At 71.1% G+C, this 17,925-nt stretch carries 14 protein-coding genes; 8 read left to right on the forward strand and 6 right to left on the reverse strand.

Annotated features, from left to right (window positions below):
* Positions 1-179 precede the first annotated feature (179 nt).
* Positions 180-2,576, forward strand: coding sequence for a glycoside hydrolase family 9 protein (locus tag F4560_RS03705; protein ID WP_312868354.1), 2,397 nt, complete (start codon positions 180-182; stop codon positions 2,574-2,576).
* A gap of 7 nt (positions 2,577-2,583) precedes the next feature.
* Here the strand turns inward: F4560_RS03705 and F4560_RS03710 are convergent, their stop codons facing one another.
* The 3 genes from F4560_RS03710 to F4560_RS03725 form a co-directional block, all read right to left on the reverse strand.
* Positions 2,584-3,600: a LacI family DNA-binding transcriptional regulator gene (locus F4560_RS03710; RefSeq protein WP_184916234.1), complete on the reverse strand. Its 1,017-nt coding sequence runs from the start codon at positions 3,598-3,600 to the stop codon at positions 2,584-2,586.
* A gap of 119 nt (positions 3,601-3,719) precedes the next feature.
* Positions 3,720-5,393 carry a serine/threonine-protein kinase gene (locus F4560_RS03715; RefSeq protein WP_184916237.1) on the reverse strand — a complete coding sequence of 558 codons (1,674 nt, stop codon included), beginning with the start codon at positions 5,391-5,393 and terminating at the stop codon, positions 3,720-3,722.
* A 347-nt stretch (positions 5,394-5,740) separates the two neighbouring features.
* Positions 5,741-6,775, reverse strand: a complete 1,035-nt coding sequence (locus F4560_RS03725) for a LacI family DNA-binding transcriptional regulator (RefSeq protein WP_184916240.1) — start codon at positions 6,773-6,775, stop codon at positions 5,741-5,743.
* 247 nt (positions 6,776-7,022) lie between these two features.
* On the opposite strand from F4560_RS03725, the gene F4560_RS03730 reads away from it, so the two are divergent.
* Complete coding sequence (locus tag F4560_RS03730) at positions 7,023-8,420, forward strand: glycoside hydrolase family 10 protein (RefSeq protein WP_184916243.1); 1,398 nt, start codon at positions 7,023-7,025, stop codon at positions 8,418-8,420.
* 100 nt (positions 8,421-8,520) lie between these two features.
* Here F4560_RS03730 and F4560_RS03735 read toward each other — a convergent pair whose 3' ends face one another.
* From F4560_RS03735 to F4560_RS03745, 3 genes are all read right to left on the reverse strand, one after another.
* On the reverse strand, positions 8,521-9,156 hold the full coding sequence (locus tag F4560_RS03735) for a choice-of-anchor M domain-containing protein (RefSeq protein ID WP_184916246.1): 636 nt from the start codon (positions 9,154-9,156) through the stop codon (positions 8,521-8,523).
* Positions 9,153-9,800: a choice-of-anchor M domain-containing protein gene (locus F4560_RS03740; protein ID WP_221483320.1), complete on the reverse strand. Its 648-nt coding sequence runs from the start codon at positions 9,798-9,800 to the stop codon at positions 9,153-9,155. Before F4560_RS03740 ends, F4560_RS03735 begins: the two co-directional genes overlap by 4 nt.
* Before the next feature lie 134 nt (positions 9,801-9,934).
* Positions 9,935-10,792 carry a class I SAM-dependent methyltransferase gene (locus F4560_RS03745; RefSeq protein WP_184916249.1) on the reverse strand — a complete coding sequence of 286 codons (858 nt, stop codon included), beginning with the start codon at positions 10,790-10,792 and terminating at the stop codon, positions 9,935-9,937.
* Positions 10,793-10,921: 129 nt separating this feature from the next.
* Between F4560_RS03745 and F4560_RS03750 the strand changes: the two genes are divergently transcribed.
* Genes F4560_RS03750 through F4560_RS03775 form a run of 6 tightly spaced genes read left to right on the forward strand, consistent with a single transcriptional unit; the run spans position 10,922 to position 17,917 of the window.
* Entirely contained in the window at positions 10,922-12,448 is a 1,527-nt protein-coding gene (locus F4560_RS03750; RefSeq protein WP_184916252.1) for an anchored repeat ABC transporter, substrate-binding protein, read from the forward strand.
* Complete coding sequence (locus tag F4560_RS03755; protein WP_184916255.1) at positions 12,436-13,239, forward strand: choice-of-anchor M domain-containing protein; 804 nt, start codon at positions 12,436-12,438, stop codon at positions 13,237-13,239. Before F4560_RS03750 ends, F4560_RS03755 begins: the two co-directional genes overlap by 13 nt.
* Positions 13,232-13,984, forward strand: a complete 753-nt coding sequence (locus F4560_RS03760) for an anchored repeat-type ABC transporter ATP-binding subunit (RefSeq protein WP_184916258.1) — start codon at positions 13,232-13,234, stop codon at positions 13,982-13,984. The genes F4560_RS03755 and F4560_RS03760 overlap by 8 nt, the downstream gene beginning before the upstream one ends.
* Positions 13,981-14,877 carry an anchored repeat-type ABC transporter permease subunit gene (locus F4560_RS03765; protein WP_184916261.1) on the forward strand — a complete coding sequence of 299 codons (897 nt, stop codon included), beginning with the start codon at positions 13,981-13,983 and terminating at the stop codon, positions 14,875-14,877. Before F4560_RS03760 ends, F4560_RS03765 begins: the two co-directional genes overlap by 4 nt.
* Complete coding sequence (locus F4560_RS03770; RefSeq protein ID WP_184916264.1) at positions 14,874-16,259, forward strand: choice-of-anchor M domain-containing protein; 1,386 nt, start codon at positions 14,874-14,876, stop codon at positions 16,257-16,259. Before F4560_RS03765 ends, F4560_RS03770 begins: the two co-directional genes overlap by 4 nt.
* Positions 16,256-17,917 carry a choice-of-anchor M domain-containing protein gene (locus tag F4560_RS03775; protein ID WP_184916267.1) on the forward strand — a complete coding sequence of 554 codons (1,662 nt, stop codon included), beginning with the start codon at positions 16,256-16,258 and terminating at the stop codon, positions 17,915-17,917. The genes F4560_RS03770 and F4560_RS03775 overlap by 4 nt, the downstream gene beginning before the upstream one ends.
* Positions 17,918-17,925 lie beyond the last annotated feature (8 nt).

The raw sequence follows: 17,925 nt of genomic DNA on the forward strand, positions 1-17,925 counted from the left end.
TCCCAGGGTTCGTTGCGAAATTTTCTCGCTGTGGAGAGAACGTTGACCAGAACACGCCTGGTGGTTCACCATCAGAGCCGAAGGCGCTCTTCTGGGAGCGCTCCCGGTCCGCAACACTGTCGTTCTGGATCGAGAACGTGTCGGCCAGGGTGGCGGCGTGATCCAAGGAGGATCTGTCCGTGCGCACTCATCAACTTCACCGCGGGGTGGCGTTAGCGGCGGCTCTGGTGTTGGCCGCCGCCACCCTGACGCCGTCCGCCGCACTGGCGGCTCCCGATGCCGGCCCCGCGGTCAAGGTCAACCAGGTCGCCTACGTGCCCGGCCTGCCTAAGCAGGCCACGGTGGTCAACGGCTCGGCCTCGCCCGCCGCATGGACGCTGCGCAACGCCTCCGGTGCGACCGTGGCCTCCGGGCAGACCAGCGTGCGCGGCGCGGACGCGCTGTCGGGCGACAGCGTGCACATCGTCGACTTCTCGTCGTTCGACACGCCCGGCACCGGCTACGTGCTGTCGGTGGCGGGGGCGAACAGCAGCCCGTTCGACATCTCGGCCGATCCGCTCAAGCGCCTGCGGTACGACGCCCTGGCGTTCTTCTACCACCAGCGCAGCGGCACGCCGATCAAGGCCGAGTACGTCGGCTCGCAGCACGCGCGGTCCGCCGGGCACCTCAACGTGGCCCCGAACAGGGGCGACAACGCGGTGCCGTGCCGGGTGTCGTGCGGCTACACGTCCGACGTGCGTGGTGGCTGGTACGACGCGGGCGACCACGGCAAGTACGGCGTGGACACCGGTATCGCGGCCTGGCAGCTGATCAACGAGTACGAGCGCACCCTGCACGTGAACGGCGCCGACCGGGCCGCCCTGGGCGATGGCAAGCTCGCGATCCCCGAGCGCGGCAACGGTGTGCCCGACATCCTCGACGAGGCCCGGTGGGGCGTCGAGTTCCTGATGAAGATGCAGGTCCCCGAGGGACGCGCGGACGCGGGAATGGTGCGGCACAAGGTCAGCGACGAGAACTGGACCGCCCTGCCGATGCGCCCCGACCAGGACCCGCAACCGCGCCTGCTGTCGGCCGTGACAACGGCCTCCACGCTCAACCTTGCCGCCGTGGCCGCGCAGGCCGCACGGGTGTGGCGCAACATTGACGCGGACTTCGCTTCCCGGGCCCTGACCGCCGCGCAGCGCGCCTACACCGCGGCCAAGGCCAACCCGACGCGCTACGCCGACTCCAACGACGGCAACGGTGGCGGCACGTACGTCGACAACAACGTGACCGACGAGTTCTTCTGGGCCGCGGCGGAGCTGTTCACCACCACCGGTTCCAGCGGCTACCGCGGTGACGTGACCGGGTCGTCCTTCTTCCGGGGCAAGGGGTTCGACCAGGGCGGGTTCGACTGGTGGTGGACCGCGGGACTGGGTGACACGACGTTGGCGATGGTGCCCAACGGCCTGTCGGCCTCGGACGTGTCGGCCACCCGCGCGGCGTTCGCCTCCTACGGCGACAAGTTGCTCAACCAGGCGTCGACCCAGGGTTACCCGGCGCCCGCGAGCGGCTACTACTGGGGTTCCAACGGCGTGGTCGCCAACGCGGCGAACGTGCTGGCGCTGGCGCACGACTTCACCGGCCAGGCCAAGTACCGGACCGGCGTGTACCAGACGTTGGACTACCTGTTCGGGCGCAACCCGTTCAACCACTCCTACGTGACCGGCTACGGCGAGCGCGCCACCCGCAACTCGCACCACCGGTTCTGGGCCAACCAGCTGGACCCGTCGCTGCCGATCCCGCCGGCCGGGTTGCTGGCGGGCGGCCCCAACGTCGACCTCCAGGACCCGGTCGCACAGCAGCAGTTGGCGGGCTGCAAGCCCCAGAAGTGCTACCTGGACGACATCAACGCCTGGTCGGTCAACGAGGTGGCGCTGAACTGGAACGCCGCGCTGGCGTGGCTTTCGGCGTGGGCGGCGGAGAAGGCAGGCCCCGGCTCGCCCGTGGACACGACCGCCCCCAGTACGCCGTCGGGCCTGACCGCGTCGGTCTCGGGCGGCTCGGTGTCGCTGTCGTGGGGAGCCTCGACCGATGACGTGGGCGTGACCGGCTACGACGTCCTGCGCGCCACCGGCTCGTCCGGCACGTTCACGCAGGTCGGTTCCGCGTCGGGCACGTCCCACACCGACAACGGCCTGAGCGCGGGCAGCTACCGGTACCAGGTGCGGGCGCGGGACGCGGCGGGTAACACGTCCTCCGCATCGGCCGAGGTCTCGGTGACCGTGCAGGGCGGCGGGGTCGGCTGCACCGTCGTCGCCACGACCCAGAGCCAGTGGGGCACCGGTTACGTCATGCAACCGGTGCGGGTCACCAACACCGGGGCGTCGGCGATCACGTGGACCGTGACGTTCACCCTGCCGTCCGGGCACTCGGTGCTCGGGTCGTGGAACGCGGGGGTGTCCACCAACGGCCAGACCGTGACCGCGCGGGCCATCCGCACGCTGGCGCCAGGGGCGACGGCCGAGTTCGGGTTCCAGGCGGCACGCCCCAACGGCAACACCGCACTGCCCTCGGGCTACACCTGCACGGGCTGACGCCGGGTCACGGCGGCGGCGCGGTGCTGCCCCGGACGACGAGCTTCGTCGGCAACTCGACGCGGTCGTTGTCCGGCTCACCGCCCGCCGCCATGGTCAGGAGCATCCCGGCGGCCTCCGCACCCATGCGCCGCAACGGCTGCCGCACGGTCGTCAGCGGGGGATCGGACCACTGGGTGAACGCCAGGTCGTCGAAGCCGACCACGCTCAGGTCGTGCGGGATGCGCAGGCCCGCCTCGCGCGCGGCGTCGTAGACACCCAGGGCTTGCAGGTCGTTGGCGGCGAAGACGGCGGTGGGCCGGCTGGGCAGGCGCAGCAACTCGCGCGCGGCGTCCCGGCCGCCGTCGTGGTACAGCGGCGCGGTCCGCACGAGCTTGCGGTCCTGCGGCACGCCGGCCGCGTCGAGGGCCGCGCGGTAGCCGTCCAGGCGGGCGCGGCAGCACAGGAACTCCGACGGGCCGTTGACCATCGCGATGCGGCGGTGACCGAGCCCGATCAGGTGACGGGTGGCGACCAGGCCGCCGTTCCAGTTCGTGGCGCCCACCGACGGGATCGAGTGGGTCGGCTCACCGGTGGGGTCGAGCGCGACCAGCGGGATGGCGCGGCTGCCGAGCTGCGCCAACTGGGCCTCGCTGAACTCGGCGGAGACCGCGATGACACCGACGGGTCGGCGGGCCAGCATCTGCCGCGCCCACGCGCTCTCCGGGGTGTGGCCGCCCTGCATCTCGGTCAGCGTCACGGCCAGGCCGTCCGGGCGGACCGCCTCCTCGACCCCGCGGATGATCTCCAACGCCCACAGGCTGTCCAGCGACTGGAAGACCACCTCGACGATCGGGACCGCCTCGATCTTCTCGCTCTTCTGGAAGCCGTGCTCGCGGATCAACTCCTCGATGCGCCGGCGCGTCCCATCGGACACGCCCGGCCGCCCGTGGATCACCTTCGACACGGTCGAAGCGGACACCCCGGCCAGGTCCGCGATCCAGGAGACCCGCACCTCACCGCCCGCGCGCCCGTCCGCAGCCACGAACGGCAGCCTACGCGAAGCAGCGCGGGCCGCCGATCATGAGGCGACCGCCGACGTCTGGCCGGTGTCGGACCACTAACCCGGGACGTCGAAGGTCGCCGTCGTGTGTCAGGTACGGGTCACTTGTCGCGCGGGTAGGTCTTCTGGACCTCGCCCTTCAGGTTCGCCTGGAGGTACGCGCCGCCGTAGTCGTCGGTCAGGTACAGCTTCATCGACGGGGTGTCGTTGATGATGTCGGTGTCCACGATCAGGTACCGCATGGTCGGTTGCGGGACGCCCAGGTCCTTGTTCGCCCGCTCGAACAGCGCGGGCAGGGCGTCCCAGTTGACGTCGTTCAGGTCGAACACGGCGCGGTCGGCGTCCACCCCGTCCGGGCCCTTCCTGGTCGCTTTGCCGTTCCTGTACTCGAAGTCGTCGAACCCGTGCGCGACCGCCGCCGTCGGGGCGACGGCCGATGCGTGTTCCGGCCACAGCGTCAGCTCGGACACCTTGGTGCCGCCCATCACTTCGCTGAGCGCCACGACCGTTTGGCGTGCGCCGGCGGGCGTGAGCAGGTCGTCCTTCACCGCGGGGGCGACTGTCGTCGTCGGGCCGGTGGTCGGTCCCGTGGTCGGGCCGGTGGTCGGCTCGGTCGTCGTCGACGTGGTCGCTGTGCCCGTGGGGGAGTTCGCCGAGTCCTTCGCGCCGGTCAGGTGGACCACCAGCACCGTGGTCGCGGCGATCAAGGCCACCCCGACCAGCGAGAGCACCACCGCGCCCGTCCTGTTGCGCGTCTTCGGGAGCGGGGTCGGGTAGGACTGCGCGTAGCCGTGGGGATGCGGCCCGCTGATCGGTACCGGTGTCGGTGTCGGTGTGTGCGTCGGTCCGGACGGCCAGTACTGCTGGAGCTGGGGACCGCTCGGCGGCCCGATGATGTCGAACCCGGTCGGCGTGGGATGTCCCAGGGGCGTCGACTCGCGCTCGGCGGCGGCGAACATCTGGTCCAGCACCTCGCCGTTCGGCCGTTCCGCCGGTTCGTTGCGGAGGGCCGCGTTGAGCGCCGGCGCAAGGGAGCCCGCACGCCGCGGCGGCGGGACCGGCTCGGTCATCACGGCGGCGAGGGTTGCCATCGTGGTCGCGCGGCGCATCGGGTGATAGCCCTCGACGGCCACGTACAGCAGCATTGCGAGCGACCAGATGTCCGACGCGGTGTGCGTCTCGTCGCCGCGCAGCCGCTCCGGGGCGATGTACTCCGGGGACCCGATGACGTCGCCGGTCGCGGTGAGCTGGGTCGAGCCCTGTAAGGCGGCGATGCCGAAGTCGGTGAGCACGGCGCTGCCGTCCGTCCGCAGCAACACGTTGCCCGGCTTGACGTCGCGGTGCATCACGCCCGCCGAGTGGGCCGAGCGCAGCGCCGCGAGCACGTCCCGCCCGACCCTCGCCGCTTCGATCGGGGTGAGCACACCCTCGTTCAGCCGCGCGTCCAGCGACGTGCCGCGGACCAGTTCCATGACGATCCACGGGTACGGCGAGTCGGCCGACTCGATGATCTGGTAGATCGACACGACGTTCGGGTGCTGCAACCGGGCGAGCGCCCGGGACTCGCGCAACACCCGCTCCCGGAGTTGGGCCGCCATCGCGGGATTGCTCTCGATCTGGTCGGCGTCGGCCGGTCGAACCTCCTTGATGGCGACTTCACGTTGCAGCCCAAGGTCAAGCGCGCGCCAGACCGTCCCCATCCCACCGCTGCCCAGTCGCTCCAGCAGCTCGAACCGGCCGTCGAGGATCCGCCCGGCGTGCTCTCTCTCAGACACCGCGTAACGCTAGCAATCGACCACCGAGGGCCGGGAAACCGGCGGGTATGTCGTTCGGACCGGCGATCGGGGCGCACCCGCCATCGGGCGTCGCCCAGCGCTCGGTCCTGATCGGGGCAGGTGGCCAGGCGACGGATCCAAGGTCGGTCATGGCCGGCAACCTGTCGCGGGCCCGGCGCTCGGCTGGTTCGCCGACGCGCTTCCCAACGTGCCGGTGGTGCTCGCCACCCAGGCCGCCAACGACCGCGCGATGCGCCTCGCGGTGAAGCTGGGGTTTACCGAGGTGGAGAGGTTCGAGGCGTACGGCGCCGAGCAGTGGTTCGGCGTGTGGTCCTGACCATCAAGACTCATCGCGGCGGGGCTGTGCTGGCGCGGATCACCAGTTCGGTGGTGAACATCAGGCGGTTCTGGGTGAGGGGTTCGCCTTGGCTCAGGGTGACGATCATGGTGGTGGCCGCGGCTGCCATGTCGCTCAGCGGCTGGTGGACGGTGGTCAGCGCCGGGATCGCCCACTGGGCGGGCGGCAGGTCGTCGAAGCCCACCACGCTCAGGTCCTGCGGAATCCGGACGCCCGCTTCGTGCGCGGCCTGGTAGACGCCGAAGGCTTGGGCGTCGTTGAACGCGAAGGCGGCGGTCGGCGGGTCCTTGAGGCGCAGCAGGTCACGGCCGTGGGTGAGGCCGTCCACCACGTTGAAGTCGCCTTCACGGATGAGTTCCGGGTCGACGGGCACGTTCCCGGCGTCCAGTGCCGCGCGGTAGCCGTCGAGGCGGGCGCGGCTGGAGAGCATCTGCGACGGGCCGGTGATGGCGGCGATGCGCCGGTGGCCGAGGTCGAGCAGGTGGCGGGTGGCGGTCAGGCCACCGCTCCAGTTGCTGGTGCCCACTGACGGGTAGTCGTGCTCCGGGTCGTTGGTCGGATCCACGAGGACGAACGGGATCCCGCGGGCGGCCAGCTGTTCCTGCTGGGCCCGTGTCGGGCCGGAGAAGACGGTGATCACGCCGGCCGGCTTGCGGGTCAGGACGCCTTCGATCCAGGTACGCCCGGGTGTGTGCCTGCCGTGCAGTTCGGTGACCACGACGGCGAGCTCGTTCTCGCTCGCCACCCGCTCGACGCCCTTGATCACCTCCATGGCGTAGGCGCCTTCGAGCTCGTGCAGGACGATCTCGACCAGCGTGGCCCGGTTCTGCTTCTTCTGCCTGCGGTAGCCGTGCTCGCGGATCACGTTCTCCACCAAGGCCCGCGTGTCCGGGGCGACCTCCGCGCGTCCGTTGACGACCTTGGACACGGTGGCGGTGGAGACCCCGGCCAGCTCGGCGATGCGAGCGATGGTCGCACCCCCGCGCTCGACACTTTTGGCCGACGGGTGGCTGGTCGAGGTCATGGCCGGAGTGTAGTGCCAGGGCCACCGCGGCCGAATGTTTCGACTGGCGGCCATGAACGTCTTGACGACCGCTGTGACGCGGCTTTACTGTCTGGCTGACTGTTAACATTCGGCAGTTCTACCGAAAGTTTCTGGCCCGGCGGTCGCTACATGCCCACCGCCCGGTCACCACCCGGCCGGCACGGCATGCCACCGCCCCTGGCGCGTCCGCGCGGTCGGTCCCGACACCGATGTCAGGAGAAGGAACATGTCAGCACGAGTAGGCCGCACACGCCGCGTCCTCGCCGCCACGGCCGTCGCCGTCGCGGGCACGCTTGCCGTCGGCTTGGCGGTCGCCGCACCGTCCTCGGCGGCCGCCGAGCCGACCCTGGGGCAGCTCGCCGTCGCGAAGGGCCGCTACTTCGGCTCGGCGACGGACAACCCGACCTTGGACAACGCCCCCTACACCGCAGTCTTGGGCAGCGAGTTCAACCAGATCACCGTCGGCAACACCCAGAAGTGGCAGTACATCGAACCCAACCGCGGCCGGTTCGACTACTCGCAGGCCGACAAGATCGTCGAGTTCGCCCAGGCGCACAACCAGATCGTGCGCGGCCACACCCTGGTGTGGCACAACCAGCTGCCGGGCTGGGTCAACGACGTGCCCGCCGGTGAGCTGTTGGGCGTGATGCGCGACCACATCGCGAACGTCGCCGGTTATTACAAGGGCAAGGTCGTCCACTGGGACGTCGTGAACGAGGCGTTCGAGGAGAACGGGACCCGGCGGCAGTCGGTGTTCCAGCAGAAGATCGGCGACGGCTACATCGCGGAGGCGTTCAAGGCCGCCCGTGCCGCCGACCCGAACGCCAAGCTCTACTACAACGACTACAACGTCGAGGGCATCGGGCCGAAGAGCGACGCCATGTACGACCTGGTGAAGTCGTTCAAGCAGCAGGGAATCCCCATCGACGGCGTCGGCCTCCAAGCCCACCTGATCCTCGGCCAGGTACCCAGCACGTTGCAGCAGAACATCCAGCGCTTCGCCGACCTCGGCGTCGACGTCGCCATCACCGAACTCGACATCCGGATGCGCACGCCCCGCGACGCGGCCAAGGACGCCCAGCAGGCGACCGACTACCGGACTGTCACCAACGCCTGCCTCGCCGTGACCCGCTGCGTCGGCATCACCGTCTGGGACTTCTCCGACGGCTACTCCTGGATCCCCTCGGTATTCCCCGGCGAGGGCGCGGCCCTGATCTACGACGAGAACTTCAACAAGAAGCCCTCCTACTGGGCTGTGTATGAAGCCCTCGGCGGCACCAAGACGACCACGACCACCACTACGACAGGCAACAACGGCACGGGCTGCACCGCGACCTATCGCGTGACCGGCCAGTGGAACGGCGGCTTCCAGGGTGAGGTCACCGTCCGGAACAACTCGTCGACCGCCATCTCGGGGTGGACGGTGAAGTGGACCCTCGCGACTGGACAGAGCCTGAACCAAGTCTGGAACGGCACGCTCACCGCCAATGGTCAAGACGTCTCGGTGCGCAACGCGAACTACAACGGATCCGTCGCCGCCGGCGGCAGCACGTCGTTCGGTTTCGTCGGCTCGTGGGCCGGCGCCAACCCCGTCCCGGCCGCTGTCACCTGCACGACGGCCTGACCGGCTACACCGCGAACAACACGCCGGCCGCCGCCGACGTCCGCGGCCTCACCGGACGGGTGAGACCGCGGACGTCGGTGATGTCAGAGTTCAACGGTGGTCAGGGTTGCACGGTGAAGGTGTAGCTCTTCTGGCCGGTGGTGACCGAACCGCCGGCCGCCTTGGTCGCGGTGACCTCGAAGACGGCGGTGTAGGTGCCGGCCGCCTCGAACGCCCAGTTGGCGTGGGCGTGGGTGTTGACCGCCAGGTTCCGGCTGTCGGGCAGCCCGTTGCCGCTGTCGAACCACACGCTCACGGACCCGCCGAAGCCGGTGGTGTAGACGCTGAAGTCGGCGGGGCCCGTGACCGAGACGAGCTTCACGGTCACCGTGTTGTTCAGCAGCACACCGCTGGGGACACCTCCGGTGTCGAGGCCCGGCCACAGGATGCCGCTGACCTGGTTCTGCGGCAGGACCCAGAACGTCGATCCCGGTGCGCCGAGGAACGAGTAGGCGCTGCCGGACGGGACGGTCGACTTGCTCGCCGACACCGCGTTGAGCGTCACGGTCGACGGGTCGCGGTCGACGGCCGGTGACACGGTGCTGTCGCGGAGGTCGAGCGTGAGCGTGCTGCCGGTCCAGTCGATGTCGATGGCGTCGACGTGGCCGGAGGAGATGGTCACGGCCGCGTGCGCCGTTCCCGTGGTGAGCAGGGCGAGCCCGGCGGCGAGTGCGGCGGCGGTGAGGCGGGCGATCATCGGTTCACCTTGAAGGAGTAGGTGGCGGGCGCGGAAGTGACGCGTTCGCCGGTCGCGGCGAGGGTGCCGGTGGCGCGGACGGTGACGCTGTAGCGGCCGGCCGCCTCGAACGCCCAGTTGGCGTGCAGGTGGCTGCCGGCCGTCAGGTCGATGCTGTCGGGCAGTCCGTTGCCGCTGTCGACCAGCACGTTCGGCGCGCCGACCGCGTCGGTGGTGAAGATGCTGAAGTCGTCGGGGCCGCAGACGCCCACGACGCGCAGGCGGAGCGAGCCGTCGACGAAGACGCCGGGCTCCACCTCCTCCGTGGCGATGCCCGGCCACAGCAGGTTCGGGTCGTCGATCTCGGGCAGCACCCAGACCGGTGCGCCGGGTGCGCCGAGGAAGGCGTAGGCGGGGTCGGCGGGCACGGTGGTCTTCGCCGCGGACTTGGCGACCAGCAGGACTTCGGACGGGGCGTACTCGACGTCGGCGGTCTCGTCGTGGACGTGCAGGTCGAACTCGCCGCCCTCGTAGGCGACGCCGAAGACGTCGACGTGCCCGGTGTCGATCGGGACGACCGGTGCGGCGTTCGTGGGTGCGGCGACGAGGCCGGACAGGCCGGTCACCGCGGTCATGAGCAAGGCGATGCGTGCAGTCGTGCGCAAGGTCGGTGCACTCCATTCGTGCGGGTGGTGCGGTGCGGTCCAGGAGGGCCGTGCCAGAAGAGTTGCACACGATTATCGTTTTCAGTACGGCCGAACGGTCCACTTCCCATGATGTGGGAGTCGGCATTCGGTGGTCAGCCACCTACCGGTGCGCGTCCCCGATGGGCGGACAGGGCCGTGAGCAGCGCCAGGTCGGTGCGCCGTCCCGCCCACGCGGTGTCGGCGGGATCGAGTAGGCGGGTCCAGGCCGCGGTGTCCTCCTCGGTCAGGAACCGGCGTGCCCGGTCGACGCGGGCCGCGAGCTCGGTGAGGACGACGGCGTGCACGTGCTCCGGCAGCGGGGCGGGCACGTCCACCAGCGCGCTGCGGCTGGTGACCCCGACCAGGCCGGCGTCGGACAGCAGGTCCACCCACCCCCTGGTCTGGCGCGCCTGACCAGGGGGGCTGTGGAACCAGTCGGCGAACCAGCGGCTGTGCGCCTCGTCCAGGCGCGTCTCCAGCCCGGGTGGTCCGACGCCCACGTCCCACGGCAGGCAGCGAGTGGGCAGTCCGCCTTCGGCCACGCAGAGCACCCCGCCTGGCCGCAGCAGGCCGGCGAGGTCGGCGACGGCCGCGCCCCAGTCGCGGGTGTGGTGCACGCAAGCCGCTGACCACACGGCCGACACCGTCTCCGGGAGCGGTGGCGCACCCTGCTCCAGGTCGTGCGGGACGAGTCGGACGCGGTCGGCCACACCGGCTTCACGTGCCGATCGGGCCACCGCGTCGAGCATCGCCGGGTCGTTGTCCACCGCGTAGACCCGGCCGGTGTCGCCCACGGCCCGTGCCAGCTCGACGGTGACCGCGCCCGCGCCGGGGCCGATGTCCGCGACCACGTCACCCGGTCGGACGTCGAGCGGTGCGAGGAGGGCCAGGTGCGCCTCCAGGTACACCGCCTCGGCCTCGGCCGGGTCGTCTGTCGATGGGCCGGTGGAGTGTTCCTCGGTGGTGTTCATCGTGGCCAGTGTCGCCAACGGCAATCGTTGTCAACAGGGCCGGATGGCGGATTGAAAACGATTGTCGTTCGTATTAAGTTCGCGGTGCCCCACCGGTCCGGTGCCGGGCGTCTGGAGGTTCGAGAACACATGCGAGTGCGTGCGCCCTCACGGGCCGCCGCGTCCTTGTGCGCGGTCCTGCTCACGGTGACCGCGTGCACCTCGGCGGGCGGAACAAGCGACGGTGACGGCCTGTCCGTGGTCGCCACCACCGAGATCCTCGCCGACCTGGTCCGCAACGTCGGGGGAGAGCGCGTCCGGGTGGACTCGCTGGTGCCGCCCGGCGGCGACCCGCACTCCTACGAGCCCACGCCCGCCGACGCGAAGAAGGTGGCCGCGGCGGACGTGACGTTCACCAACCACCTGCTGCTGGAGGAACAGCGGCTCATCAAGGCCATCGACGCCAACGCGCGCGAGGGGACTCCGAACGTCTCGCTGGCCGAGGCGTCGGAGACCTATGGCGCGCACGTGATCCCGTTGGTGGAGAACGTCGGGCTCGACGTGCTGTGGTTCGGGCTGCGGGTGCGCGGCGACGGCAAGCAGCGCGGCGCCACGCGCACCTCCGAAGTGCGGCTGACGGCGACCGCCGTGGACGGTCCGGGCAGGCTGGTGGCCTACCTGACCGAGTCCCTCGGCAAGCCGGTGGTGTACTTCGACTCCGGCGACGGTCTGTCCGATGTGGACTCGACCACGTTGCCGCCCGCCGCGCACACCCACCTCAACTGGGCGTTCACCGCCCCCGGCACCTACCGGCTGACGATGCGCGCGTCGCTGCTCAACGGCGTTGACGAGGTGGCGCTGGGCGAGGGCGTCTTCACGTTCGCGGTGGGCGTCGACCCGACCGGCATCGCGGGGACAGTGCTGGGCGAGGGGCACACGGACCTGACGGTCGACCTGGACACCGGCGAGCTGTACACGTTCAACGACCGCGCCGGCGGCGCCACCCAGGAGGTCGTGCGCGCCGCGGACGCCGTGATCGAGGTGCCGAACAAGGCGATCACCACAGTGCCGGACGACGCGCGGTTCGCGTTCCTCGGCGTGCCCGGCGCCTCGGTGCACCAGCTACCGCAAGCGGTGCTGGGCAAGCACGTGCACGGCGAGATCGACCCGCACCTGTGGCAGGACGTGCGCAACGGCCGTGCCTACGCCGAACTGATCCGCGACACGCTGCGCGCCGCCGACCCCGACGGCGCCGCGGACTACGACCGCAACGCCCGCGACTACACCGCCCGGCTCGACGAGCTGGACGCGCAGGTCCGCGCCACCGTGGCGGCCGTTCCACGCAACCGCCGCCACCTGGTCACCACGCACGACGGGTTCGGCTACTTCGCCAGCGCCTACGAGATGACCGTGGCCGGGTTCGTGGTGCCCAATCCCGCGCAGGAACCCAGCGTCGAGGACGTGCGCAAGCTGACCGAGACCGTCCGCAACCTGAAAGTGCCCGCCGTCTTCATGGAACCCAACCTCGCCCAACGCGGCTCGGTGCTCACCCAGGTCGCCCGCGACCAGGGCGTCCAGGTGTGCCTGCTCTACGGCGACTCCTTCGACGAGAACGCCCGCAGCTACGCGGACATGATGCGCCACAACGCGGAGGAGATCGCCCGGTGCCTCGCCTGATCCAGGCCCTGCTCGCCACCGCCGCGGCGTTCCTGCTCGTGCAGCCGGTCGCGCACGCCGAGGCCACGGTCGTCATCGCCGACGGCCACGTGGACCTCGGTCCCCGTCTGGTCGACGGCGAGTGGATCCTCCAGCTCCGCGACGACACCGGTGACGGGCCGGTGTGGCGGGATCCCGCCGACGTCGTGCTCCAGGTGGCGGACGTGGCCAAGGCCACCGTTCCCGAGGATCCCGCCTACGCGTTCCTCGGCACGCCGGGCGCCGACATCTGGGTGCTGCCGCAGGTGCAGGACCAGCGGGTGGTGTGGCCCGGGTGGAACACCCAGGACCCGAGCATCGCCGAAGTCGTGGGCCGCGAGGTGGACTGGCGGCTGCACGGCGTCGAGGGGCCCGGTCGCTTCGAGCTGTTCCTCACCGGCAACTTCGGCACGCCGGAGACGATCTTCAGCAGCGAGCGGCCCTACCCGCAGGAGACCGGCGTCGAGGCGGGCACCCACGTGCACGGCAACTGGGTGTTCACCGCGCCCGGCGCCTACTCGCTGGACGTGGAGATGGCCACCGCCGACGGTCGCGGCGACCGTGCGACGTTGCAGGTGCACGTCGGTCCGGGCGACCCGGCGATGGCGTTCACCACCACGCCGAGCGCCCCGCCGTCCGGCACGACCTCCGCGGAACGCGACGTTCAAGGCCCGCCGTGGGGCTGGATCGCGGCGGGTGGCGTGCTCGTGGCAGGGGCGGCGGCAGCGTTCGCTGTCCGGTCCCGCCGTGCCAAGAGGGGGACTGATGACTGACCTGGTGCTGGAGATCACCGGCGTGACCGTGCACCTCGGCGGCCGTGAAGTTCTGTCCGATGTGGACTTCCGGTTGCGGCGCGGTGAGCTGGTCGGCCTGATCGGGCCCAACGGCGCGGGAAAGACGACCCTGCTGCGCACCGCGCTCGGCTTGGTCCCGGTGCACCGCGGCACGGTCGTCGTCGGCGGTCGCACGTCGCGCCAGGCCCAGGGCTCGCTCGGTTACGTGCCGCAGCGCCACGAATTCGCGTGGGACTTCCCCGTCACGGTCGAGGGCGCGGTCGCCACCGGACGCACGCACCTGACCGGCCTGCTGCGTCGCCGCACGGCCCGTGACCGCGAAGCCGTGGCCGACGCCCTGGACCGCGTCGGCATGGCGGACCTGCGGACCCGGCCGGTCGGCGAGCTGTCCGGCGGCCAGCGGCAACGGGTGCTCGTCGCCCGCGCGTTGGCCCTGCGGCCCGAGGTGCTGCTGCTGGACGAGCCGTTCACCGGCATCGACGCCCCCACCCAGGAGCTGCTGAGCACGTTGCTGACCGAACTGCGGGACGAAGGCGTGGCGGTGCTCATGACCACCCACGACCTCGCTGCCGCCACCGCGTTGTGCGGCCGACTGTGCCTGCTCAACCGCACCGTCGTCGCCGACGACGAACCGGCGGCGCTGGCAGACACCGACATCTGGCTGCGCACCTTCGGCCTGGACCGGGCCGAGCAGCTGCTCAAGGCGTTGGGGGTGGCGGGGTGACCGCGTTCCTGGAGTTCCTGACCGCGCCGTGGGAGTACGACTTCTGGCGCCGCGCGCTGCTGGTGGCGTTGATGTCGGGCGTGGTCTGCGGCGTGATCGGCAGCCACGTCGTGCTGCGCGGCATGGCGTTCATCGGCGACGCCGTCTCGCACGCGGTCTTCCCCGGCATCGCGGTCGCCTTCGTGCTCGGCACCAACCTGGTGCTGGGCGGGGCGGTCGCGGGCGTGATCACCGCGTTGCTGATCGCGGTGTTCTCGCAGAACCGCAGGCTCAAGGAGGACTCGGTGATCGGGATCTTCTTCGCCGCCTCCTTCGGGCTGGGCATCGTCATCCTCAGCACCGCGCCGGGATACGGCGGCTCGCTGGAGTCGTTCCTGTTCGGCTCGATCCTGGGCATCAGCGATTCCGACGTGCTCTCGGTCGCGGTGATCGGCGCGGGGGTGCTGCTGTGCACGGCGCTGTTCAACAGCCGCTTCGTGGCCACGACGCTGGACCGGGAACAGGCCCGCGCGGTCGGACTCCCGGTGTTCTGGCTGGACGTGGCGCTGCACGTCATGGTGACCCTGGCCATCGTCATCTCGTTGCAGGCCGTGGGCAACATCCTCGTGCTCGCCCTGCTCGTCACCCCCGCCGCGGCGGCCCGCCTGCTCACCGACCGCCTCGGCGTGATGATGCTGCTGGCGCCGCTGATCGGCGCGGGCGGCAGCGTGCTCGGCCTCTACCTGTCCTACGCGCTCGACCTGGCTGCCGGCGGACTCATCGTGCTCACCCTCACCGCGGTCTTCCTGCTGTGCTGGCTCTTCGCGCCGCGCCACGGCCTGCTCACCCGGACCAGCCGGACCGCCGTCCCCGCCACCGCGCTCGACACCGTGCTCGCCGAGGAGAAGTCGTGACCCCCACCCGGACCGGCGCGCTGCTCGGCGTGGCCGCCGCGCTGCTGATGACCGCACCGGTCGCGATCGCCGAGCCCACACCGACCACCCCACCAGATGTGCCCACCGCGGACGCCGTGCTGGACGTGGACGCCGGCCGACTGGCACTCGACGGACCACCCGACGCCCTCGCGGTCACCGCCGAAGCCGAACGAGTGGAACTGAGCTGGGACACCACCGCCATCGAGCCCGGCGCGGTGTTCGGGGACCGGGTCGAACTGCGCACCTCGCTGGCGAACGCGTCCGCGGTGGAAGCGCCGCACGGGAATCCGGTCACGGTCCCGGTGGCCGCGAGCGGAACGCTGAGCGTCGACGTGCCGGCGCCTGGGGAGCACCTGCTCCGCGTCGAAGCCGCCGCCCACGCGCTCGACGGCCGGCCGCTGGCCGTCGAGCGCGACTACCGGCTGGTCGTCACCGAGAAGGCCCGACCGGAGGTCGGCCGGCCTGAAGTCGAGCGGCCTGAAGCTGAGCGGCCTGAAGTCGAGCGGCCGGAAGCCGAGTTGCCCGAAGTCGCCACCGAGTTCCGGGCACTCCCGCAACTTCCGGCCGTCGCCACGCCACAACCGCAGGTCGCCGCCGCGCAGCAGCCGCCAACGGCCACCGGCCGGGTCACCCTGGACCGCGGCCACGTCGACGCCGTCGCGCTCCGCCTGCTGCCGGACGGTCTGCACGTCCAGGTCAAGGACGGCACCGCCACCGGCGTCACGACCTGGCGCGAACCCGCGGACGTCGAGTTCCGCGTCACGGCCGCCGCGCGCACCGAACTGCCGGCGCAACCGGCGCTGTCCTTCCTCGGCGGCGCGGGCAAGCAGGTGTTCCTGCTGCCGCAGACCCAGCGGGCCGACCTGCTGTGGACCGGCTGGAACACCGAGGAACTGCGCCCGGCCGAGGTGTCGGGCCCGGTGACGTGGACGCTGACCGCGGTCGACGGGCCGGGTGCTTTCGGCCTGTTCACCACCGGCTCGTTCGGCGCGCCGGAGATCATCTTCAACAACACCGACGGCCTGCCGGACACCCTCTCCGTCCCGCTCGGCACCCACGCGCACGCCAACTGGGTGTTCGCCGAACCCGGCCGCTACCAGCTCACCTTCGCTGTCACCGCGCCTGGGACCGTCGGCACGCTGACCGACACGGAGACCCTCACGTTCGTCGTCGGCGACGGCGCCCCGGTCCCACCGCAGCAGCCGGACGACACCGGCCGGCAGACCGGCACCCCGAACCGCCTGGCGTCCACCGGTCCCGCTGCACTGCCCGCCACTGCCGGTCTCGCGCTCGTCCTGGTCGTGACGGGCGCCGCCGCGCTCGTGCTCGCCCGCCGCCGCCCCGCCAAGGAGAACCCGTGACCACCCCGACCCGCGTGAGAGCCGCGGTTGCCGCCTTCGCGGTCGCTGGTCTCGCCGCGCTGTCCCTCACCCCGGCCCTGGCCGTCGAGACCACGACCGTCGTCGACGTGGGGCACGTGGACCTGCTCGCGCCGGTCGTCGTCGGCGGCGCGTTGGACATCCGCTACAAGGACGGCAACACCACTCCGCCGACGGTCCGCGACCCCGAACAGGTCGTCACCCACGTCAAATCCGAGTCGTACATCGAGGTGCCCGAGAACCCCGAGTACGCGTTCCTCGGCCCGGTGGGCAGCAGTTTGTGGCACATCCCCGAGGTGCAGATCCCCGAAATCGTCTGGGCGGGGTGGAACACCGAGGGCCTGACGCCCGACCAGGTCGACCCGGACTCGGTGCGCTGGACCCTCGACGCGGTCGGCGGCGACCTGCCCGGCAGTCCCGCACCCGGCAACCTCACCGTGTTCCAGACCGGACCGGTCGGCGAACCCCTGCCCCGCGTGTTCGACACCGCGCTGCCGCTGCCGCAGCAACATCCGCTGGTGCTGGGCACCCACGCGCACGCCAACTGGATGTTCAACGCCGAAGGCGTCTACCGGCTCACCGTCACCGTCACGGCCACCACCCCCGACGGATCGCCGTTGCGCGACACCACGACCTATGCGATCGCCGTCGGCGCGGTCGATCCCACGACCGTGAAGCCCGGCACGGGTACAGATCCCTCCACGACGACGACCACGACGACTGACACGACGACGACCACCACAGGTGCGACCACCACGACCACGGGCACGACGACCACCACCGCGCCACCCACGTCGTGCGTGGTCCTCAACGACGGCCACGTCGATCTCATCGCCCCACGCGTTCTCGACGGCGGCTTGAACACCCGGGTCAAGGACGGCACTGCCGGGCCTGACCGGGCCGTGTGGCGCGATCCGGCCGACGTCGTGCTGCACGTGGTCCCCGCCGCGCGCAACACCGTGCCCAACGACCCCGCCTACTCGTTCCTGGGCACACCGGGGGCACCGGTCTGGATCATCCCGCAGACCCAGATCCCCGGCATCGTGTGGGCCGGCTGGAACACCGAGTCCCTCAGCCCGCAGGACGTCGCCGGCCGCGTCGACCTGCGGGTGACCGGGGTGGACGGTCCGGGCCGCCTCGGTGTCTTCCTCAGTGACATCACCCCCGTCCTGCTGGTCGACTCGGGAGACGGCCTGCCCGACACCATCGTCGTCCCGCTCGGCACCCACGCGCACGCCAACTGGGCCTTCGGCGCGGAGGGCACCTACCGGATCACCATCGAGGTAGCCGCGACCCTCGCCGACGGCCGCACGGTCGCCGACAGCGACGTCTTCACCATCGCCGTCGGCGACGTCGACCCCACGGACAACGGAGCCTGCGCACCCCCGAGCACGAGCACCACGACCTCCGCCGGCACGACCTCCGCCGGCACGACCTCCGCCGGCACTACCTCCGCCGGCACGACGTCCGCCGGCCCGGTCCCGACCACTTCGCCGGCGGCGTCCGCGCCCAAGCCGAAGGGCCTGGCCTCGACCGGCGTCGGAGGTGTGGGCACGGCCGTGCTGCTCGCCGCGCTGCTGACCACCGCGGGCGTCGCGGTGCTCGTCCTCACCCGACGCAGGCGGACCCACGGCGGCTGACCGGACGC

Origin of the sequence: Saccharothrix ecbatanensis, from assembly GCF_014205015.1 — a bacterium.
Taxonomy (GTDB): Bacteria; Actinomycetota; Actinomycetes; order Mycobacteriales; family Pseudonocardiaceae; genus Actinosynnema; species Actinosynnema ecbatanense.